Raw genomic sequence first — 23,004 nt, 5'->3', positions numbered from 1 at the left:
TTCCAATTAATTCATAATCTTGTTTACCTATTTAGGGTAAATCACCAGTCTTAAGTTAGCATCATTTCTGATTAGCATATAAATGCCTATACACTCAGTTATTGATTCCTGTAGTCTTTCGACTTAGTGTCATTTGCTTTCTAAGACCTCTCTTACCTACTATCAGTTGCCTAATAATAGGCTTACCATGTTTCACTCATCAGAGATACGTTAAGTTGGCTATCTTCTTTATACCGAGGAGCTGGCATTTTTAAAAAAAAAGGCTGCGTATTCCTTCTTACAGCTAAGCTTTTCAGCTTTATCCCTATAACAGATTTTATCTTGAGTATCTGCTTTCACATTTACGATATTTCCATACGAAGATTCACTTTCGTTTAACCAATTTTAACTTTACCTTACCCCTATTTCCCATCCAGATTAGTACTTTAGTTAGGCTTTCTATCGCGCTTAGTACAAGACCGTTGCCAATCTCGCACTGCAATAGCGGTAACTAAGGTTTAAATGCAACCTTGCTACATCTGTAGTCTCTGTTTGAGCGACCTCATGTCGCACTACGCAATACGTAAACTTGAAAGTTTACTGCTAAAAAATGAGTACTCATTAACCGATTGAATGTTAAAAAAAAAGAAGTTTGTGCTAGCAAAATCAAAAAAACCATGCTAACTTAAAACTCAGGTGAGAATTGGTATTGAGATGGCGATACAGTTTGCAAGGATTGAATTTTTACGTAGAAGTGAAGGAGGTGATAGTTGTCGTAAGGCAGCGTATAATGCAAGAACTATTGTTAAAAATGAGCAGACAAAAATAAGGTATAACTTCTTTACTAAGCAGGATGTTGAAAAAGCAGTAAAAGATATACCAGATCTAATAGCAAGAGAGCAGTTAGTTCAGAAAGTGCTTAGTTCAAATAGAATACTAGAATTATATCATGATGATGGTGAAAGTAGCAAATATTTTACGACAATTGAGGTTCGAAATGAGGAGACGAGAATAATCAGAATAGCTAATAAAATCAATAATCAGGTTTATTACAACGATATTTACAATCTTAAAAGTGATATCGAAGGTCTAGCAAATGTTAGTGAAGAACAGAAACAAGCTCTAAGGCATATTTTGCTTAGCACTAGTGGAGTTAGAGTCTTAAGAGGAAGATCTGGTACAGGAAAATCTTATGTTTTAATAAAAGCGCATAAGCTCGCAACAAATCGTGGACAAAAAGTTATTGGTCTTGCTCCTACTCATAAGGCAGTATCAGAGCTGAGGAGCAAAGGTTATACAGAGGTCTATACAGTAAAAGGATTTTTATATAATCGAAAAAAAAAATTTTTATGCAAGACAGCTTAATAGTAGTAGATGAAGCTGGAATGGTAGGTACTAAAGCTTATGCAGAGCTGTTTAGAGTAGTTAGAAACAATAATTGTCAACTGATACTTGCTGGAGATGAAAAACAGCTAGCTTCAATAGAAAGAGGTGGAATGTTTGAGATGCTGAGTAATATTTTTGGTTCACATGTTTTAGTAAATATTCGAAGACAAAGTAAAAACTGGAGCAGAAAAGCAGCAATGGAGTTTGCTGAGAGTAATATTTTAAGCGGTATAACCTTACTGAGGCAAAATAACTGCGTTAGGTTTGATAATACGTGGCAGGACTCAATGAGTAAGTTAATATACAACTGGAGTCTAAGCAAATTTAAGCTACATGAAAAATTGGTAATTACAAGTACGTAATATATATTATTTTTTCCTACTGTTTCTTATTCTAAAATTATGTTTGCAGATATGTGAGCAATAAATAAATGGGTATTAATTAAAACTATATTTAATATCTCACATAATCATAATTGTCCATTATCTCTTGTAGGCCTGTTGTATTATAGCTTTCAGACTTTTCCTTATCCTAAACTGGCGTTTCAAGATATTACATAATATCTCTTGTAGACCTTTTGTATTATCACTTTCATACTTTCTCTTATCCTAAACTGACGTTTTTAAACTCTAGCTAAATAATATTGCAACCACCGTCGCTTTTTATATTACTCTGAGCTCTTCCAGATAAACTGGATTCTATTGTTGAATAATCATCAACAACTTTATCTTTTTCTATGAGAGCACAGTCTTCAGCATAGCTGGTATTAGCATCATGATATTCTGTCATCAAATTTCTGCTTTTAGTAGAATCAATAGGAGGCATATTTTGATCATCTTTTATCATAGAACAGTGTTTAAGCATAATTTCTACAATTTCTGCATAGTTTTTATTTACAGCTAAACGTAAAGGAGTCTCACCTGCATTATTTTCATCATTGACATCCGCATTACGTTCAAGTAGATCTGCTATATAAGATTGATAGGACAACTTATACTCTTTTTCTGATGCTATGTGATAGTGATATACATTCTCAAAGTTGTAATTTTTAATAGCATGATATAAAATAGTGTTACCTTGTGTATCTTTTTCGTTGATATTAGCACCACTATCAAGCAGAAAATGTATAGCATCTTGGCAGATAAACCAATCACTCTGAACAATGTGTAATGGAGTATAACCGTCATAATCTTTCGCATTGATATCAGCTTTATGTAATATCAAAAATTTTGCAGCATCAATCCTAAAATGCTTAATAGCATAATGTAAAGCAGTTTGACCCTTACTATCTTTTGCATCAATTTCAGCGCCATTATCCAATAAATAATTAGCAATATCCTCCTTGCCGTATTTAGCAGCAACATGTAAAGGATAGCAGCCATATTTATCTTTGGCATTGACAATAGCACTATCTTTATTAATCAGATACTGTATTTTATCTATACCTTTACCTTTAATAGCATTTTTAATATCATTATGTAATCTGCGCTCAGATTTAGGCATTGTTTTGCTCTAAATTAACTTTATACTTAATTAGCAAGCAAAAATTTTATAAAATCTTGCATAACTTTACTTAGCAATAACATATAAATCAATTAAAAATTATGCATAAATTTTCCCTTTTAAAACCTTTGCAATTTGTTAAAAAATTACCATATGCTTGCAGCAATATAACAAAAAACTAAATAAAGCGCAATAATTATTTTGTGTAGAAGTTTGTATTTTACAACTATTAATCATTAACCTAACTTGCTACAAACTGAACTAATTCATACAGAAAACCCATGAGCTTCAAAAGCACGCTCTAGAATGGGTATTAAAATTTGATGTGATATAGCTATCTGCAAAGCTTGTTAGAGCCTTAATGAATAGACCTCTTTCGAAACTTAAGGTAGTTCGAAATTATTGCTGACAAATATCGAAATAGACGTAAAAGATTAGGTCTTAGATTTAATTTGATCTCTTGCATTTATAATTTTGAACTACTTTAACCAGTTTCGAAAGAGGTCTAATATCTTTTTATTAACATTATCTTCATTTACAACTTCTAATTTACTAAACCATATTTTATCAATAACTTGCTCATATTCATAATGTTGAAGTATGTATTTTCGTACTTTGAACAATATAGAGTTAGAACCTAGCTCTTTACTAAGTTCTGAAAGGTAATCTTCATCACTTATTTGTTGCTGTAAAACTGTTGTTTTTTGATACTCCGTTGTGCTATTGGTAACTTGTTTTGATTCATCAAATGGTATAACTTGTAACTGCTCAATATCGTTGCCATGGACAGCTCGTACCTCCTGTAGTATCTTGAATTTAATATGATCTGATAGTGTAATATTCTTAAGCAACCTGATGTAATATTTGTTTTTAACAGCTGCACCAAAATCACAAGATGTTAAAATTTGATAAGCCATATCTGCTTCAAAGACTCCAGCTATTTTACGCTTCAACTGAGCCTTCATACTACGATCTGTACCAGATTCAATGTTTGCTAGATACTGTTCTTTAAATCTTCCTACATCATTAAAAAAATTTCCACTATTAGCCTGATCAGTAGTTAGTAATTCATTTGCTAAGGCTTTTGCCATATAGTTTAGCACTGCTATCTTATTTACAAAATGACGGTTTGGATATTTATTTGATAACTTCAACAGTAATTGATTTATGAAGTATATGTTGAAGCTTCTACTAGACATACGTTGTAGTATAATTGCATCTTCTGGTGTTAGTGGATAATAATCTGCTAGTCTTTTTCTTTTGGGACAGCATTTATTCTTTTCAACCTCTAAATCCTTAGTAATAACTGGAGTTACTAACTCACTATTTTGCTCATAATCCTTGTTTGATAGCTTTTTATTGCTAAAATCACTAAGCTCATAGGAATTCAAATTCTGTTGTTGCTGTTGATTTTCTTTTTCATTTCCTACTAACTCAATTTCTATAAAATCATCAGATTCCGTATATTTAAACTTCAAATTTTGCTGTTGATCTTCATTTTTATTTTGATCATTCTCTATTAACTTATCTTCAGTAGATCTAGATCTATTATTATTTTTTTTATTATTATTATATCTATATATGTAGCTGCAATTTTTTGCAGGTTCACCTGCAAATTCTTGCAAATTGATGTGAAAATTTTTTTGTTGCAGAAGGACAATTTTTTCTTCTTTTTTTTCTTTTTCAGTGAAACGCTGAAAATTTTTTAGAAGTTTTACACAAAGAACATTACGTAACTTGAGATTGCCTTTAATTATTGTTCTATTTTCAACTTTAATAAAACCTGCATTTCTTAATTCAACCAAGCATTGCCTAACTCTTCTTTGACCAACATTCAGCTTATCTTCATAAAGCTGATAACTTTCCTGTAATTCATCTATATCTTTGTTGTAATAGATATATAGTCTATATACTATAAAGGATAAAAGCTGTTTAGATGTTTTACTTAATGCTTTTCCATTATCTCCAGTTAGCTTTCTCCATTCTGGTGGAATGATATTTCCAATAAAGTTATAAAATATTGTGTCATTATTGTTACTATTATTTTTAACAAAATTACAACCATTGGTTAAAATATCGAATACTACAGGTCGCATTTTTCATCTCCAAAAATACAGCTATAGTAGGTGTTTTAGAAAATAATTTTTTTACAAAATTACAGTCAAATTTTTATGCAAAAGGTAGAAAATAGGTAGAAAAAAATTATTATGCCAAACATATATAAATCTTCATACTGATATTATCTGCCTTAGAAGACCAATTTTGCTTATAGGCAGTGTTAATGTTAAAAAACTTATCACGCATACATGAAGAGTAACTATGATAGCTAGCTTTTATAATGGTAAAGTTATTGCTACTTTTTTATTTGATGACAATTGTAATAAAAGTATTTTTGAGGTTTATATACAAGCTATATTAATTAAAGATTTGACACTCGACAAACAGTAATATTGGATAATAGTATCTTACTTATTTAACGACTTTTTTGATGCTGTCTCTTTCATTTTATAATCTCTAACTTCATTCACAAATTAAGCTATATAATGCAAAAAATTATCTATTAAATAGTACACTAATTATAATACATTGTAAATGTAGCCTGTTTAGCCTAAGAACAGCTGCTATCTTGAGTTATCATGAAAGCTAGTTACTTATCTATTCCCATAATACTATAACCACAATCAACATAGTGTATTTGCCCAGTAATACCATTACTTAGATCGCTTAGCAAATATAATGCGGCATTAGCAACATCATTTTGAGTAGTATTTCGCTTTAGTGGCGCAGAAGACTGATGCATATTAAGCATTAAACTAAAATTGCTAATTGCTCTTGCTGATAAAGTTCTAATTGGTCCAGATGAAATTGCATTTACTCTGATATTTTGTGGCCCTAAATCAGCTGCTATATATCTTACACTAGCTTCTAATGCAGCTTTAGCAACTCCCATAACATTATATGAAGGTATAACCTTTTGAGCGCCATAGTAAGTTAAAGTCAGTATGTCTCCACCATTCTTCATTAGCTTTGCTGCTTTTTTACTTAAATAAGTAAAAGAATAACACGAAATATCAAGCGTATTAAGAAAGTTCTCTTGAGAAGTATTTATGTATTGTCCTTTAAGTGCTTCCTTATCTGTATAAGCGATGGAGTGTACTAAAAAATCTAATTTACCACAATTATTTGCTAGATTATCAAATAATTCGTCAATAGACGCTGTTTTTTTGACATTGCACTGAAACATACTACATTTTGTTGCTTCAACTAATGGCTCTATACGTGTTTTTAATTTATCATCTTGATATGTTATAGCAATTTCAGCCCCATTAGTATGGCATAGTTCAGCAATTTTCCAAGCAATTGACATTGAATTAGCTACACCAAGTATAACGCCCTTTTTGCCAGTTAGTAAGGCTAAATTTTTTTGTATATTATTACCTGGCATTTGTCATATTCTAATTAAGATTTGCTTGATGTTAAATGATAATTCCAGTATTTTATCATTTTAATTCTATCTCAATGGTAGTAAACATAGGATTTAAAGTCAAGTAATTAAGTCTTTAAAGAACAATTTTAAGTATAAATAATTCTAGTTAAGATGAATATTTTTGCAATAATCTTAATATTATTTAAATAATAAGCATATATAGTAATGACTTCTATACAAGAAATACAGGATAAATTATCTGTTATTAGTCCTGAAGTAATGAAAATTAATGATGTTAGTCCGCTACATAAAGGTCATATTGAATATTTAGGGCCTAAGCAAGTTTCACATATACATATACTTATCATATCAAACAAATTTAATGGTATGACTAAGGTAACAAGGCATAGATTAATTAATTCATTACTGAAAACAGAATTTCAAAATGGATTGCATGCTGTATCAATACAAGCCCTTACACCGTCAGAATATACTATTGAATCAGAAAGTTGAGATAGATTACAGATATTAGAATATATCAATAGCAGAATTTTAGACTATACTACAAAAAAGCATGAAATTCATATAATTAAACTTTATAAAGATAAAAATTTAATAAATTTTGGGTTTTCATACCTTGTAAAATTAACTGAGCCATATTATATCATAATATGTAATAGGTTTATAAACAATAATTTATGTGTGTAAAGCATATTTCTAAAGAGAAATAAGTTTCTCTTATACTCTTATTAAATGTTAAGTATAGCCTTTAAGAATAATTCTAGTGCTATAACAAAATTTAAAACATTTAATGTGTATAACTCTTCTCAAGAGTTAATTGAAAGTGTGAATAACTTGAATAACTATTAAATTAATCATAGGAGTTAATTAAAAATGTCAGTAAAAGAAGTAGCTATAGGAATTGACTTAGGAACAACCAATTCCTGTGTGTCAATTATGGAAGGAAAAAAACCAAAAGTAATAGAAAATGCAGAGGGAGTTAGAGTTACACCATCTATAGTCGCATTTACCGCAAATGGAGAAGTTTTAGTAGGTGATAGTGCAAAAAGGCAAGCTATACCTAATCCTAAAAATACTTTCTTTGCTACTAAAAGATTAATTGGGCGTACTTTTGATGATCCAACAGTAAAAAAAGATCAAGAATTAGTACCGTACAATATTGTTAGAGCAAATAATGGTGATGCTTGGGTTGAAGCTAATGGCAACAAATATTCTCCTAGCCAAATTGGAGCCCATATTCTACAAAAAATGAAAGCTGCAGCAGAGCGTTATCTAGGCAAGCCTGTAAATAAAGCAGTCATTACTGTACCAGCTTACTTTAATGATGCTCAGCGCCAGGCAACTAAGGATGCTGGACAAATTGCAGGATTAGAAGTACTAAGAATAGTTAATGAACCAACAGCTGCTGCACTAGCTTATGGATTTGATAAAGCTGGTGGCAGTAAAAATGTTGTAGTATATGATCTAGGAGGTGGAACTTTTGATGTTTCAGTGTTAAACTTAGAAGATGGAGTAGTTGAAGTAAAAGCCACTAATGGTGATACATTTCTTGGTGGTGAAGATTTTGATATGCGATTACTAAATTACCTCGTAGATGAATTTAAAAAAAGCAATGGCATTAATCTAAAGAATGATCCGTTTGCTTTACAAAGATTAAAGGATGAAGCAGAAAAAGTTAAAAAAGAATTATCATCTACTCAGCAAGTGGAGGTAAATCTGCCTTATATTACTGCAGATGCAAGCGGCCCAAAGCATCTTAATGTTAAGCTAACTAGAGCTAAGCTAGAATCATTAGTAGGAGATTTGATAACTAAAACTATCGAGCCATGCCGTAAAGCTTTAGAAGATGCTAATTTAAAAGCTTCAGATATTCATGAAGTAATATTAGTTGGTGGTATGACTAGAATGCCAAAAGTAATTGAAACAGTAAAAGAATTTTTTGGTCGTGAGCCTCACAAAGGAGTAAACCCTGATGAAGTAGTAGCGCTTGGAGCTGCAATACAAGCAGGAGTATTACAAGGCGATGTTAAAGATATATTATTACTGGATGTTACACCACTATCTTTAGGAATTGAAACTTTGGGTGGAGTATTTACTAAATTAATTGATCGTAATACTACTATTCCAACCAAGAAAAGCCAAATTTTTTCGACAGCCGAGGATAATCAATCAGCTGTAACAGTAAGAGTATTTCAAGGTGAAAGAGCTATGGCAGCTGATAACAAATTACTAGGACAATTTAATTTTGAAGGCATTCCTCCAGCTAGACGTGGAGAACCTAAGATAGAAGTAACATTTGATATCGATGCTAATGGAATTGTGAATGTTTCAGCTAAAGATTTAGCAACAAATAAAGAGCAAAAAGTAACAATTCAGGCATCTGGTGGACTAAGTAAGGATGATATAGAAAAAATGGTTCAAGAAGCTGAAAAATATGCAAGCGAAGATCGCAAACGTCAAGAAGCTATCGAGCTAAAAAACAAAGCTGAGAGCATAATTTACACAACTGAAAAAGGTCTTAAAGAGTATGGCGACAAACTTCCTGAAAGTGATAGAAATAATATTACTACAATTATGAATGAACTGCAGCAAGCTATTAAAGCTGACAATTTAGATGAGATAAAATCTAAAACTGAAGCACTAACTACTGCTAGCATGAAGATTGGAGAAATAATATATAAGCAACAAGCTGAACAAGCTGCAACAGGCAACAACAATACACATGGAAGCTCAGCTGATAATAGCAGCAACAAAGATGATAAGGTTGTAGAAGCTGAATATGAAGATATTGATAAAAAGTAATAAATTACTCTAGATTTACTAATACTATTATAGTATTAGTAAATTGTTTATATATTATAAAGTATCATCAATATAGAAATGTTATATGTCTGAATTAGATTATTATCAAGTTCTAGGAGTGTCTAGAACTGCTTCTCAGGAGGAGATAAAAAGGGCTTATCGTAAGCTGGTTCTCAAGTATCATCCTGATCATAATCCTGGGGACAAAAATGCTGAACAAAAGATTAAGAATATTAATGAAGCATATGATACACTAAAAGATGAGAAAAAAAGAAGTACATATGATCAATTAGGTCACCAAGCATTTAAAAACAGTGGTGGTGGAAATTACCAGCAGCATCATGGATTTACTGGAGGAATTGATCCAAATGATATTTTTGAAAATATTTTTGGTGATTTCATGGGGGCAAGACGTTCATCAAAAACTGCTTTTTCTAAAAAAGCTGGAGCTAATTTAAAATATGATATTTCTTTAACTTTAGAAGAAGCATTTTATGGAGTTACTAAAATTATAAGTTTTAAAACAGCGCTGACATGTGAAGCTTGTACTGGAAAAGGTAGTTTAGATAACAATAGCACATCAAGTTGTCCTACATGTCGAGGAAGTGGAGTAACTAGATCTCAACAAGGTTTCTTTTTTTTTGAAAACACTTGTCAAACCTGTCGTGGAGCTGGGCACGTCATTAAAAACCCTTGTACAAAATGTTATGGTGAAGGCAGATATATTAATACAAGAAATCTTGAAGTTAAGATACCTGCAGGAGTAAAAGAAGGTAGTAGAATTAAACTTACTGGTGAAGGGGAAGCTGGAAGTAGAGGAGGTAAAACTGGTGATTTGTATGTTTGCATAACACTTATTCCTCATAATACTTTTTCTGTTGACGGTAATGATCTACATTGCCAGCTTGATATTAATTGCACTACAGCTGCATTAGGTGGCGAAGTAGAGGTTACAGATATAACAGGAAGCAAATTAAAACTTAAGATACCAGCTGGTACTCAAAATAATCATAAATTAAAACTTAGTGGTAAAGGAATGCAAATTTTGCATTCTGATCGCTGTGGAAATATGATTGTTCACGTTAATATCAAGGTACCAAAAAGTTTAACTAAATCTCAAAGAGAACTAATGATTAAATTAGATAAAGAGCTTAATGAAGCATCAGAAGAAGGGTTCTTAAGTAAAGTAAGAAATTTTTGGACTAGTGGTAGTGAATAAGAGTAAATTATATACTATTTCAGTATTTACTAATAGTTTAAAATAAGTATTGTAAGGAAACAGTTGGATTGAATAACATTCATACTCCAGTGCTGGCTACAGAAATGCTAAGTTACTTAGCTCCAGTAGACAATGAAACATATCTAGATTGTACATTTGGTGCTGGTGGATATAGCAAGCTAATTTTGTCAAATTGTAATTGTAAAGTTATTGCTTTTGACAGAGATCCAGCTGTAATAAGCATTGCTAGTCAATTTTATCAACAATACCCAAATAGATTTACTTTTTTTAATGAAAATTTTGTTGAAGCTAATAAGTATTTACCTAAATTAGCTAAACTAAACGGTATAGTAATGGATTTAGGGGTTTCGTCAATGCAACTAGATGAAGCTAATCGAGGTTTTTCATTTCGTTATGATGCTGAGCTTGATATGAGAATGAGTCAAAAAGGGTACAAGGCTTCAGAATTTGTTAATGAAGCCTCTGAACATCAATTAGCTGATATTATTTACAAGTTTGGTGAAGAAAATAAAGCTAATAAAATTGCTAAGCATATTGTGCTTGCCAGAGAAAAAAAACCAATTACAACTACTCTGCAATTAGCCAATATAATTAGAGAAGCTGTTGGATATAACAATTATTATAAAAAGAATAAAATTGATTCAGCTACAAAAACTTTTCAGGCTATTAGAATTTTTATCAATGATGAATTATCTGCTATACAAAACTTCCTTAATCAAAGTTTAGAATTATTAGCTGTTAACGGCAGACTTATTGTAGTTAGTTTTCATGCATTAGAAGATGCTATTGTAAAAAAGTTTATGCATCAAAATGCAGTAAAGAAAGTTGCTCAATCAAAATATAGTACTAATAAGCAATCACCTTTACAAAATGGAGTATTACATTTATTAACTAAGAAAATAGCAGTACCAACTAAAACAGAGATTATCAATAATCCAAGATCTAGATCTGCAAGATTAAGAGCCGCATTAAAAATTAATGAATAGTAAAATTATGTTGAATATTATAAATTGTGCCATTGTTATAATGATATTTATTGTTGGTTATTACCTATTTGCAATAAAGAATGATGTAAATAATTTAAATTATCAATTAACTCAAATCGATAAACAGATTAGAGAAGAAGTTAACAATATTAATATTATTAAAGCTGAATTATCTCATTTAACTGCTCCAGATAGGTTAAGAAAACTATCTGCTAATCATCTACATCTTCGTAATATTCATACATCTCAAATGATAGATGATCTACTATCAACTGAAGAGGCTATTAATAAAGACAGTTAACGAGATTGTTACTACCTTTAAGAGAATTGTTTTAAAACGCATCAATTATTTGTTTAAATATAAATAATTAAGGTAGTTACAATATCTGAAAAGAATATGTAATAGTTTAAAAATTTGAAAGAAAAATATATTAGCTATTTACTATGCCTCACAGAATGTTGCATCATTAGCAAATCAAGCTATAAACTACTAACTAGAAATGTTAAAAGCATTATTTAATAGCATCTTTAAACCGCTTGTTGAATTACTCAGGACAGCTAGTTTTAATATTAATTATTTATTCTTTTCTAATCAGCCTAATTTAACGTTAAGAATTAGAATATTATTTGTAATATTAAGCTTTTTAGTTGCTTTTCTAGTTGTTGCTTTTAGAATTATCAAGCTTTCTACTTACAATTCTCAATATTCACACTGTAGCAGAAACATGCATTTTAAGCATAGAAAAGAAATTGTTGATAGAAACAATAATATATTAGCAGTAAACCTATTTGCTCCTTCAATTATAGCCCGTACAAAAAAAATTAGTTCTCCTGAAGGATTAGTAAAACAATTGCAATATGTTTTTACTGATATTAATGGAGATAAGCTTTTAAATACTCTAAAAAATAATAAAAATTTTGTTGTAGTAAAACGTCATCTTACTCCTACTCAACATAAACAAGTGTATGATTTAGGAATTCCTGGCTTAGATTTTGAAGAAGATTACAAAAGAGTTTATACATATGGAAATCTGTTATCTCATGTACTAGGTTATGTTAGTACCGATATGCGTGGTTTAGCAGGAATAGAGAACTATTATCATAACTATCTATCTAATAATGATTCTCAATTAAAAGAAGAAGAGTTAAATAAACCTTTAGTGCTAAGCATTGACATTAGAATACAAGACATAGTAAGCAAAGAACTAGATAAGACAATTAAAGATTTTAATGCTATAGGCGGAGTAGGAATAATAGCTGATCCAAATAATGGTGAAATATTAGCTCTAGTTAGCAAACCAGACTTTGATCCTCATTACCCAGCTAAAGCAGTTGAAAGACAATTATTTAATAAAGCAAGTCTAGGAGTTTATGAACTTGGTTCTGTTATGCATGCTTTAACTATTGCTATCGGTTTAGATACTCAAACTATAACTCTAAACAATACTTATGACCTTACAGATTTTAAAATTGATAATTTTAGAATCAAAGATTATAAAAATTTTGTAGGATATTATACTGTTCCGGAAATTTTTATGTATTCTTCTAACATTGGTATTGTCCAAATTGGATTAGATATTGGACAATTTAACTTAAAGAAATATTTCAAATTGCTAGCTCTAGACAAGACATTAAAAATAGAACTACCAGAAAAAGCAAATTCATTGTATCATGCTAATACATCCTGGAATAATATTACAACAGCAACAATATCTTATGGTTATGGTATATCTATTAGTCCATTACATTTTGTTCAGGCAATGATTCCTATTGTTAATGGAGGAAATTTGTATCCTATTACTCTAATTAAAAGAACGCCTAATGATAATCTTATAGCCCAAAAAATATTTAGTAGTAAAACATCAAAAGAACTTAATAGTTTATTGCGTTTAGCAGTTAAACATGGTACTAGTAAAAACAGTGATGTAGTTGGATATCTTGTTGGCGGAAAGGTTGGTACAGCAAAAAAAATTAAAGATAGAAAATATGATAAAAATAGTATAAGGTCATCTTTTATTGGTATTTATCCATCGATAGCACCTAAATTTATTATATATTTAATGCTTGATGAGCCTAAAAGCAATAATTCAACTTATGAATTGACTAATGCGGCTGAACATGGCATTACTTCAGCTGCAGCTAAAATTATTTCTAAAATAGGTACGCTATATGGTATACAACCATATCATACAGAAATGACTAGTGTTCAGAATCTTAAAAACAATAACAACTCTCAGCATGGAATCAAATAATATCATTGAGATTATTAAAAAGCTAAATATAAGAAACATCGCTATAACAGCTCAATCAGCTAAACCTAATCAAATATTTTTTGCATTACCAGGTATATCTCGTCATGGAAACGATTTTATCGATATTGCTTTAGCAAATGGAGCCAGTCTAATTATTACTGATCAAGAACCTATAACATCATATAGTAATGTTATAGTAGTAAAAAATATTATATTAGTTATGAAGGATGTAGTTAATTACTTATATCCTAAATTTCCTAAATATTTAGTCGCTGTAACTGGTACTGATGGTAAAACTTCAGTGGTTAATTATTTTCAACAACTATGTATGTTAGCTGGTGAGCAAGCTGCTAGTATCGGCACATTAGGAGTTATAACTACAAATAATCATTTAAATAAGCTATTAAATCAGAATAAGACAAAACCTGAATGCGCTACTACTATGAGCTATATTCAAACACGGTATGTTCTACATCAACTTGCTACTAATGGAATTAATTTTGTAGCATTAGAAGCTTCTAGCCATGGCCTTGATCAAGATCGCCTAATGGACATTAAGTTTCAAGCAGCAGCATTTACTAGTTTTAGCCGCGATCATTTAGATTATCATAAAACTATGAATAAATATCTTGATGCTAAGTTAAAGCTTTTTAAAGAAAATATAGTTAGTAATGGCATTGCAATAGTCAACAATAACATTAATGAGTTATCAATTATTCAATCTAAAATCACTGATGAATTTGGTCTCAAGTTATTAAGTGTAGAACAACAAGGTGATATTCAAATTATCGATGTTCAAAGTTCATTAAATGGTCAAAAAGTACATTTTAGGTATAAGAATAGCGATTATAAATTTGAAGTTCCAGTAATAGGTAGAGTTCACATCACTAACATACTAATAGCATTGTTATTAGCTGTTAATGTTGGATTTGATTCAGTAAAATTAATACCATTACTATCTAATTTAAAGCCAATTAAAGGCAGAATGGAGAAAATTCAATTTGGCAATTGTTATGCCTTTGTTGATTATGCTCTTACTCCTAATGCATTAGCAACAATGCTAACCGAGCTAAGAACATTAAATAATAAAGGAAGATTAATAACTATATTTGGTGGCAGTGAAAATAGAGATGCGATAGCTAGGAGAGTGCAAATGGGAATAGTAGCAAGCAAATTATCTGACTTAGTAATAGTAACTGACCAAGATTCAGGAAATGAAGATCCAGCTGCGATTAGAAAAGAAATTTTGCAAGTAGCTCCATCAGCAATTGAAATTCCTAATCGAGGAGAAGCGATAAAATATGCTATCAGTATAATGGTTGACAATGATATACTACTTATAGCAGGTAAAGGGCATGAAACTCGGCAAGTATTAAAAGGTCGTATAATTAATTATAACGACATGGAACAAGTAAAACTTCATCTAAAACAATTAAACAAGATGAGTAACCAATGAAATGCAATATATGGTCAGCTGCAGATTTAACAGCAGCACTAGGAGTGCCAGTAAATGTTAATGTTAATGGTATTGTCCAGTTTAATTCTAAAGATATACAGCCAGGTGATTTATTTATTGCACTGCAGTCTGAAAATGGAGGTGATGGACACCAATTTGTTAATGACGCTTTAGCTCGTGGCGCTGATGCAGTAATAGTAAGCAAGTTAATTGATAACAATACAAATGATAAAATCATATTAGTCAACAATACAATGAGCGCGTTATCACAGCTAGCAAATTATCGACGTCAGCAGTTAAAAAATACTACATTTATTGGTATTACAGGCAGCGTTGGCAAGACATCTACAAAAGAAATAATGTTCAAAGTTTTTAGTACACATTATAAAACTTTTGCAAGTCGCAAAAATTTCAACAATTTACTTGGTATGCTACTAAATCTTGCCTCAGTGCCAATTAATACTGAATATGCTATTTTTGAATTATCAACTAGTAGTCCTGGCGGACTTCAAAAATTAGTTAAAATTTTACCATTAAATATTGCTGTACTTACTAATATTAATTCAGCTCATACCGAATTTTTTAATTCGCTGGAACATTTAACAGAGGCTAAATGTGAAATTTTTAATGGATTAGTTGACAAAGGTATAGCAGTTATTAATTTTGACAGCATGTTTTACACTAAACAGCTAGAATACATTAATGAACTTGGTATTAATAATGTGTTTACCTTTGGAACACATCAATTGTCTAATAGTAGGATTTTAAACTGTTATTATGATGCTGATAACCAAAAATCAGTAATAAATATTAATTGTAATGGCTATGATTTGCAATTTTATACTCAAATTCTAGGCTATGGTCAAGCATTTAACATTGCTGCAGTAATGTTAGTAAGTAATATTTGCAAAATAGATCTAAATAAGGTAACAGAAGTAATTAATACACTTAGAAACTATGAAGGCAGAGGTAAGATTTATTTATTAAATTTTCATTCAAACTCTTCGTTCATAATAGATGATTGTTACAATGCAAATCCAGCATCAATGAAAAATGCTTTAGATCTATTAGGCCAAATTAAGGCTAAAAGAAAAGTAGCTATTTTAGGCGATATGCTAGAGTTAGGCAATAATACTAAAGGACATCATTTAAATCTTGTTACTTACATTAAAAAGTACAATATTCATGTTATTTCTATTGGCTCTTTGATGAAAAATGTATATGAACTATTACCAGCTGAACTTAAGCTTAGTCATTATAATAATATTAATGAGTTAACTGTTGATCAGTTGTTACCATTACTACACGATAAAGATTATGTTTTAATTAAAGGATCAAACCGCATGAGGCTTTGGCAGGTCGTCGAAAATTTACTTGAATCTGGAATGTTAAAAGATGCTATATAATTTACTCGTATCGCATATAAATAGCTGTTATATTTTCAATATTTTTTATAATGTTATAGTAAGAAGTGGAATAGCTATATTACTAAGCTTTAGTATATCATTTTCTCTAATTCCTATTCTAATTAAATATTTTAAGTATTGGAAAAATTTAGCGCAGCCTATTAGAAACCTTGGGAATAAAAGTCATATAGCTAAAGCTGGTACGCCGACAATGGGAGGAATTGCAATTATATTCTCAATAATAATATCAACCTTAATGCTTGCTGATTACAAAAATATTTATGTACTAACAACCATATTTGTAATGCTTAGTTTAGCAATTTTAGGATTAATTGATGATTATCAGAAAGTAACAAAGAAAAATACAAAAGGTATTAATGCTACTTGCAAATTGATTGGCCAAATTATGGTAAGTATAATTTGTTGTATGATTGTTAACTATAATCTAAATTCGGAAATAGCAAATCATTTAATAATTCCATTTTTTAAGAAATTAACTATTGATTTGTCTATATTTTATATTCCATTTGCTTTGTTTATAATTATTGGATCATCGAATGCAGTAAACTTAACTGATGGACTAGATGGATTGGTTACTGTGCCAATTATTATAGTATCTTTCTGTCTAGGACTGATGTGTTACTTAGCTGACAACGCGCAATATATCAATATTAATCACTTGCAAATTTTGCATGTCCAACAAGCTTCAGAGCTAACAGTATTATGTTCTGCTATAATTGGAGCAAGCTTAGGGTTTTTATGGTATAATATTCAGCCAGCTAAAATATTCATGGGAGATGTTGGTAGTTTATCACTTGGCGGTGCTATTGGTATAATCAGTGTAATTAGTAAAAATGAAATCAGGCTAGGTATCATTGGAGGCTTATTTGTAATAGAAGCGTTATCAGCTATAATTCAAATATATTCTATTAGATATTTGGGAGGAAAACGCATTTTTAAAATGGCGCCTATACATCATCATTTTGAACAAATAGGGTGGAGCGAATCTAAGATAGTAAGTAGCTTTTGGCTTTTATCAATAATTTTTTCGCTGATTGGCCTGTCTAGTTTAATATTATAGCACTTTCTACAGTATTTAGAAGCAACTCAAGCAAAATTATGATTGTGAAAATAACATATTGCTATATAGTTTAAACAATCAAAAAGCCAGTATTTTATATCTAAAGCATATTTAATTATGATATATAAATAGCTAAACTCTTGATAAAAGCTTAAATTTCATATTTAGTATGTATTGAATGAATTTCTCAAAAAAATAAATAGAGTTATAATCTATGAGAATGTAACTATGAACAACTTAAGGTATAATAGATTGCTTATTAAGCTTAGCGGAGCAGCATTAAAAGGAGATAGCAATACTGATAATTTTGATATTAAAAAGCTGAAATACATAGCTCAAGAAATATTAGCTATCAAAAATATGGGAATAGAGGTTGCTCTTGTAACTGGAGGTGGAAATATTTTTAGAGGAAATAGTGCAGAGTATTGGAAGATAGAACGTGCTGAAGCTGATAACGTTGGAATGCTTGGCACTATTATAAATGCTTTGATGCTAAAAGCAGCATTAGAAAAAGAATCTAATTATAAAGTTAGGGTTATGAGCGCAATCAAAATCGAAGCAGTTGCTGAACCATTTATTAGATCTAGAGCCTTAAGTCACCTAGACAAAGGATATTTAATCATTTTAGCTGCTGGCATAGGACAACCATTTATTACAACTGACTATACTGCTGCACAACGAGCATTAGAGTTAAGATGTGATGCCATGCTTGTTGCAAAACATGGAGTAAATGGAGTTTTTGATTCCAATCCTAAAGAGGATAATAATGCAAGACAATATTGCACTTTAGCATATAACGACTTTTTAATTAATCAACTAAATATTATGGATCATTCAGCTGTGTTATTAGCAAAGCAGCATAATTTACCAATTCATATTTTTAACTTTGATCAAAAGCTAGCAGCAAAGGATATATGTTTAGGTAAAAATATTGGTACTTATATTTCTTCAAATACAAAAATGCAATTTTCAAATGAATAACAATGGTCCAATTGAGAAAAATTATAGCTGAAAATAATGTATCAATAACATGAATCATCAGTCAAGTATGCCAAATACCTTATTTAAGTTACTTGCGCATTTTTTTAAATATCATACTGGTAAAGCATGGTCATTAATTATTTTATCTATAATAATGGGAAGCTCAGTAGCAGTAGACAAATTGCTGCAAAAAAAAATAATTGATTATGTCAACATAGATAATAGTCCAACAGCATCTGTGTTGCAAATTTTGGCTTTTTGGGTTCTATTATATATCTTGCATCGTGAATTAATTAACCTGCTATATTGCATTTACAACTATATTTATTTAAAATTTATACCTATCCTCAAAGGAACAGTAATAGATGAACTATATAATCATGTTCAGCACCATAGTCATAAATTCTTTGAAGAAAATGTTACTGGTAACATTGGATACCATATCACTGAAGCTGCTAGATCATTAGAAGAAGTTTTTGCTATATTTACTGAAAAAATACTCAGAAAATTAATAATTGCTATCAGTGCATTAGCGATCTTATACAGCATTCATTTTCTATTTTTTATTACATTTTTTGTTTGGTTGACACTTTTCTGTAGTATAGGCATCTATTTTTCTAAGTATGTAAGTAATTATGCTAGAATATTTACTAAATGCAAAGCAACTGTAGTTGGCAAAATTGTTGATGCTATCACTAATGTTTCTTCAATAAAAATGTTTTTATCACATCACTTTGAGAGAAAATATCTGCATTCATATATTGGAGATATTACCACTAGTGAACAAAATATGCGATGGCTTATGTTAAAGCTGAACTATATTTTAGGGCTATCCTGTAGTATTATGTATTTTTGTATTATATGTGTATCAGTCTATTTAAAAATTAATCAATCTATAACTATTGGAGATTTTGTTCTAGTTATAGGCTTAACTATGGAAACTGTAAATGAAATATGGGATTTAATATTTGAAATGTCTGATTTCTATGAAGAAGTAGGTAACTTTAATCAGTGTACATCGTTAATACAACCATACTTAGTACAAGATGCTAATAATGCCCAAGATTTAAAAGTAACTAATGGATGCATTGAGTTTAAAAATGTAACTTTTAATTATAAAAACAATGATAATATATTTAATAGCGAATCTGTTACGATTCTTGGTAAACAAAGAGTAGGATTAGTAGGGTTCTCAGGCTCAGGTAAAACTACTTTTGTAAATTTACTTAATAGGTTATATGATATTGAACATGGTCAAATCTTAATTGATAATCAAAACATCAAACAAGTAACTCAAAGTTCATTACGCAGTAACATAACTGTAATTCCTCAAGAACCATTACTTTTTGACAGAACAATAAAGGATAATATAAGGTATGGCAATTTTAACTGTACAGAGGAAGAAATTATTATGGCAGCTAAAAAAGCAAATATTCATGATATTATTATCTCACTACCGAATGGTTATGATAGTTTTTGCGGAGAAAGAGGAAAAAATTTGTCAGTAGGACAACGTCAAAGAATAGTTATTGCTAGAGCAATTTTAAAAAACTCTCCTATATTAATATTAGATGAAGCAACAAGTGCGTTGGATAGCATAACTGAAGCATTAATCAAAAAATCATTAGATTACCTGATGACTGATAAAACTGTATTAATAATTGCTCACAGATTGTCGACTATTCTTGACATGGATCAAATTATCGTTTTTGATAAAGGAAAAATTGTTGAAACTGGCACCCATGATACTCTTTTAAAAACTGGCAAAGTTTACACTGAGCTGTGGAACTCACAGATAAAAGGGATTATTCCAGATAATCCGAAGTAAATTTTAATTTATTTCTATATAACCAAGTTTAATGGAGAAGAAGAAGAGATAAGATGGGGATTAAGTTTAGAGATAGAATAACTAGCAAGAGAAGCAATTATATGAACAAAGAAATTAAGAGGAGAAGGGTGTCTAGTATGGTCTAAATGGATATGTTTTTTTAGTACATTAAAGACAGATTCAATTAAAGAACGTTTATTTAATAACCGATTATCTTGTATGTCCAATAAATATGTTTTCATATCTTTACGAAGATTAGTAAATAAAGGTAGACCATTAGTTAGCAGTTGATGAAATAACTCTTTAGATATGTAAGCTTTATCACCAAACAATTTACCAGATAAGCCTTTAGAAATAACTGAAGCTACAGATAGATCGCTTTTATTGCCTTTAGTAATTTTAACTGACATTAATTCACCTTTATTATTAATTACGAGATGTAGCTTAAAACCTAAGAACCAGCCATAACTACTCTTACTAATTTTAGAAAATCTGTTAAAAACTCTATTGCTGGAAATGCGTTTGTTATGACAAATTGCTAACTTGATAGAATCGATGTAATATATACCAGTTTATTCTTCTTTCAAATGATGCATTAATACAGCTAATGTAGCAATATTCTAGGCCACAGTTGTATTATTCTACTATAGCTTGGTAAGCAAAAGTATCCTTTATACTTATAACTCAAGTAATATAGATAATAATTCTTACAATCCTTGCATGGAGATAAATAAAAATATATCGCTATTGTTAATAACTCAGCTAAGAACAACTTTCCATCTCTGTTCCTTTGATTACTACTTGGTATTAATCTCTTTCTCTCCCACCCTTGATATATCTTGCAAAAATTGTCTATTAAATAGTATACTGTTATAATACATTTTTTCATGTTAGGTTATTTCTTGTTTATTTAATTTTTTTTTATAACTCAACATTCTCTCTTTGTATACCTTTTATTCTCTACATTTCATATTTCCACTTATCCTAATCTGGCGTAATAAATGCAATACTGAACAAGGCAGTAGAGTTAGAATTAATAGAAAAAAATTCAGCTAATGGAATAAAAAGTCATAAACTCCAAACAAGAGAAGATATATAACTCTAGAACAAATGCCGCAATTCTTAGCAGCATTAGAAGTAGATAAAAGAATCCACACATAAAATATTTTTTTTATATAAGTTTATATACTGCGGCTCATAGAAATACTGTATTAGCAATGTGTTGGGAAAATATAAGATTGAGAGAAGGAATATAGTATATACCAGAAACTAAGAATAGAGAAGCGCAAACAGCACCATTAGTAAATCTAATCTTTGCAAAATTTAAGCTATACAATAAGATGATACTCTAAAGAAAAAATAGCAAGATCAAGAAATATGCAAAAAAGAGGACTACTGGTTCTAGAGCATTACATTGATATAGAAGATTTTATTTAATAAAAATAAACATTAATAACTCATATAAAAGATAAAAATATGATATTTTGCTGATCTAATTTGTGCAATTTTTTTAGCTGCAATTACTTCTCATGATTTTCTTGCAAAAGCAGTTGTAAAGGTAGAATTTTGCTACTTTTACAACTTTAGCACTATGTACTTGTGTTATAATTTTGGCTTATTTTAAATGCTTAACGCATACCATTAACTATGTAATAACAAAATATCTATAATCTATACAACAACCATGATAATTAGCAATGAAATGTGGTTTAGTATCTAAAGGTTATGCTTGACACCTAGTAATACATTATAGCCATACAAACCCTCTATCTTAACATCTTCATTACGGAACAAATGAGATGAACTTAAGTATGTACCATTAATTTCCATAGTCAAGCTTGTATTTTTAGTTATATTAATAGCAGCACCTACTCCTAGTGTACTACCAGGCAAAATAGCTTTATTGTTGATTATTGTAGTGTCTCCAAAGATAGATTGAATACATATACCTCCAGCAACAAAAAGTGATCCAAAACTTCCACTACATATATCATAATATAACTTACATTCAGCTGAAACACTAGGAATAGAAGTTTCTGTTAAGTCAGCAATTGCTTTTACAAATGCTCCTAGTGGAACATTTTTTACTTTTATCAAGCCTCTAGTTGTACTAATGTCCATATCACATCCAAATATCATATTTTCCGTGTAACTACAAGATAGTTCTAGCATAAGCGATCTAGTACAATACATACCTAAAGATAGCCCAAAGATAGGACTATTAGCATATTGATTAGCAAAATTACTTACCTCAGCAAGCATACGGCGATCTGAAGCATCAACTGGTCCTGAAAAATCTAATTCTTCTTGCACACAGGAAGATCGTCCTCCATATAATCTAACATAATAACTTGATACCTCTTCTTCCTGTTTTAGCTGTTGTAACTGTTGCAATCTTTTAAGCTGCTCTAACTCTTCTAGTTTTCTTAAATCACTTAAATCATAAGCAACAACAGCTGGAAGTGAACAAGGTAATGATAAAGCTATGGCTAGCCAAAATTTTCTCATTTTCATAATTAAATTTTATTCATACTATTTTGAATTTACTAAATATAATGATGTTACGCAATAAACACATTGAAAGATGCAAAACAGTTTTATAAAATTAAGCATTGCAAAGTAACAACGACTGATACAAGCGACAGCTCGAAAGCTA

15 protein-coding genes and 3 pseudogenes are annotated in these 23,004 nt (G+C 30.1%); 13 read left to right on the top strand and 5 right to left on the bottom strand.

The window, feature by feature from the left end; genetic code table 11:
• Nucleotides 1–1,137: 1,137 nt before the first annotated feature.
• Nucleotides 1,138–1,727, top strand: a pseudogene (locus DK405_RS15965) (AAA family ATPase); the annotation flags it as partial.
• A 271-nt stretch (nucleotides 1,728–1,998) separates the two neighbouring features.
• Here DK405_RS15965 and DK405_RS00260 read toward each other — a convergent pair.
• On the bottom strand, nucleotides 1,999–2,868 hold the full coding sequence (locus DK405_RS00260) for an ankyrin repeat domain-containing protein (protein ID WP_045912956.1): 870 nt from the start codon (nucleotides 2,866–2,868) through the stop codon (nucleotides 1,999–2,001).
• 392 nt (nucleotides 2,869–3,260) lie between these two features.
• Between DK405_RS00260 and DK405_RS00255 the strand changes: the two are divergent.
• Nucleotides 3,261–3,356 (top strand): annotated as a pseudogene (locus tag DK405_RS00255) (IS5/IS1182 family transposase); the annotation flags it as partial.
• Here the strand turns inward: DK405_RS00255 and DK405_RS13425 are convergent.
• Both DK405_RS13425 and DK405_RS00245 read right to left on the bottom strand, forming a co-directional pair.
• Entirely contained in the window at nucleotides 3,348–4,964 is a 1,617-nt protein-coding gene (locus DK405_RS13425) for a hypothetical protein (RefSeq protein ID WP_231967520.1), read from the bottom strand. The pseudogene DK405_RS00255 and the gene DK405_RS13425 sit on opposite strands and share 9 nt — an antisense overlap.
• 551 nt (nucleotides 4,965–5,515) lie before the next feature.
• Entirely contained in the window at nucleotides 5,516–6,313 is a 798-nt protein-coding gene (locus DK405_RS00245) for an enoyl-ACP reductase FabI (protein ID WP_045912802.1), read from the bottom strand.
• Between the two features lie 207 nt (nucleotides 6,314–6,520).
• On the opposite strand from DK405_RS00245, the gene DK405_RS00240 reads away from it, so the two are divergent.
• The 11 genes from DK405_RS00240 to DK405_RS00190 all read left to right on the top strand — a co-directional run bounded on the left by DK405_RS00240 (nucleotide 6,521) and on the right by DK405_RS00190 (nucleotide 20,348).
• A complete protein-coding gene (locus DK405_RS00240) occupies nucleotides 6,521–6,808 on the top strand; it encodes a BolA family protein (RefSeq protein WP_045912801.1) in 288 nt (95 codons plus the stop codon).
• Nucleotides 6,809–7,189: 381 nt separating this feature from the next.
• Complete coding sequence (dnaK, locus tag DK405_RS00235; protein ID WP_045912800.1) at nucleotides 7,190–9,118, top strand: molecular chaperone DnaK; 1,929 nt, start codon at nucleotides 7,190–7,192, stop codon at nucleotides 9,116–9,118.
• An 85-nt stretch (nucleotides 9,119–9,203) separates the two neighbouring features.
• Nucleotides 9,204–10,337: a molecular chaperone DnaJ gene (dnaJ, locus tag DK405_RS00230; protein WP_045912799.1), complete on the top strand. Its 1,134-nt coding sequence runs from the start codon at nucleotides 9,204–9,206 to the stop codon at nucleotides 10,335–10,337.
• Between the two features lie 68 nt (nucleotides 10,338–10,405).
• Nucleotides 10,406–11,344 (top strand): 16S rRNA (cytosine(1402)-N(4))-methyltransferase RsmH, encoded by a 939-nt coding sequence (gene rsmH, locus DK405_RS00225; RefSeq protein WP_080946481.1) that lies wholly within the window; start codon nucleotides 10,406–10,408, stop codon nucleotides 11,342–11,344.
• Nucleotides 11,337–11,645 carry a cell division protein FtsL gene (gene ftsL / locus DK405_RS00220; RefSeq protein ID WP_052691721.1) on the top strand — a complete coding sequence of 103 codons (309 nt, stop codon included), beginning with the start codon at nucleotides 11,337–11,339 and terminating at the stop codon, nucleotides 11,643–11,645. Before rsmH ends, ftsL begins: the two co-directional genes overlap by 8 nt.
• Nucleotides 11,646–11,844: 199 nt before the next feature.
• Complete coding sequence (locus tag DK405_RS00215; protein ID WP_064613166.1) at nucleotides 11,845–13,596, top strand: peptidoglycan D,D-transpeptidase FtsI family protein; 1,752 nt, start codon at nucleotides 11,845–11,847, stop codon at nucleotides 13,594–13,596.
• Entirely contained in the window at nucleotides 13,583–15,052 is a 1,470-nt protein-coding gene (locus DK405_RS00210) for a UDP-N-acetylmuramoyl-L-alanyl-D-glutamate--2,6-diaminopimelate ligase (RefSeq protein WP_045912731.1), read from the top strand. The genes DK405_RS00215 and DK405_RS00210 overlap by 14 nt, the downstream gene beginning before the upstream one ends.
• Nucleotides 15,049–16,458: a UDP-N-acetylmuramoyl-tripeptide--D-alanyl-D-alanine ligase gene (locus tag DK405_RS00205; protein ID WP_045912730.1), complete on the top strand. Its 1,410-nt coding sequence runs from the start codon at nucleotides 15,049–15,051 to the stop codon at nucleotides 16,456–16,458. The genes DK405_RS00210 and DK405_RS00205 overlap by 4 nt, the downstream gene beginning before the upstream one ends.
• Nucleotides 16,448–17,539, top strand: a complete 1,092-nt coding sequence (gene mraY, locus DK405_RS00200) for a phospho-N-acetylmuramoyl-pentapeptide-transferase (protein WP_045912729.1) — start codon at nucleotides 16,448–16,450, stop codon at nucleotides 17,537–17,539. Before DK405_RS00205 ends, mraY begins: the two co-directional genes overlap by 11 nt.
• A gap of 252 nt (nucleotides 17,540–17,791) precedes the next feature.
• A complete protein-coding gene (gene pyrH, locus DK405_RS00195; RefSeq protein WP_231967516.1) occupies nucleotides 17,792–18,520 on the top strand; it encodes a UMP kinase in 729 nt (242 codons plus the stop codon).
• A gap of 49 nt (nucleotides 18,521–18,569) precedes the next feature.
• The gene (locus DK405_RS00190; RefSeq protein WP_045912727.1) at nucleotides 18,570–20,348 is read left to right on the top strand and encodes an ABC transporter ATP-binding protein; all 1,779 of its coding nucleotides are present in this window, start codon (nucleotides 18,570–18,572) and stop codon (nucleotides 20,346–20,348) included.
• A gap of 14 nt (nucleotides 20,349–20,362) precedes the next feature.
• Here DK405_RS00190 and DK405_RS00185 read toward each other — a convergent pair.
• Nucleotides 20,363–21,237: pseudogene (locus DK405_RS00185) on the bottom strand (IS982 family transposase).
• Nucleotides 21,238–22,064: 827 nt separating this feature from the next.
• Nucleotides 22,065–22,856, bottom strand: a complete 792-nt coding sequence (locus DK405_RS00180; RefSeq protein ID WP_231967515.1) for a hypothetical protein — start codon at nucleotides 22,854–22,856, stop codon at nucleotides 22,065–22,067.
• Between the last annotated feature and the right edge of the window lie 148 nt (nucleotides 22,857–23,004).

The sequence above is a fragment of the Orientia tsutsugamushi genome, from assembly GCF_900327275.1.
Lineage (GTDB): Bacteria > Pseudomonadota > Alphaproteobacteria > Rickettsiales > Rickettsiaceae > Orientia > Orientia tsutsugamushi.
The sequence above is the reverse complement of the archived record's forward strand: the minus strand, read 5'-3'. Positions and strand labels throughout refer to the sequence as shown.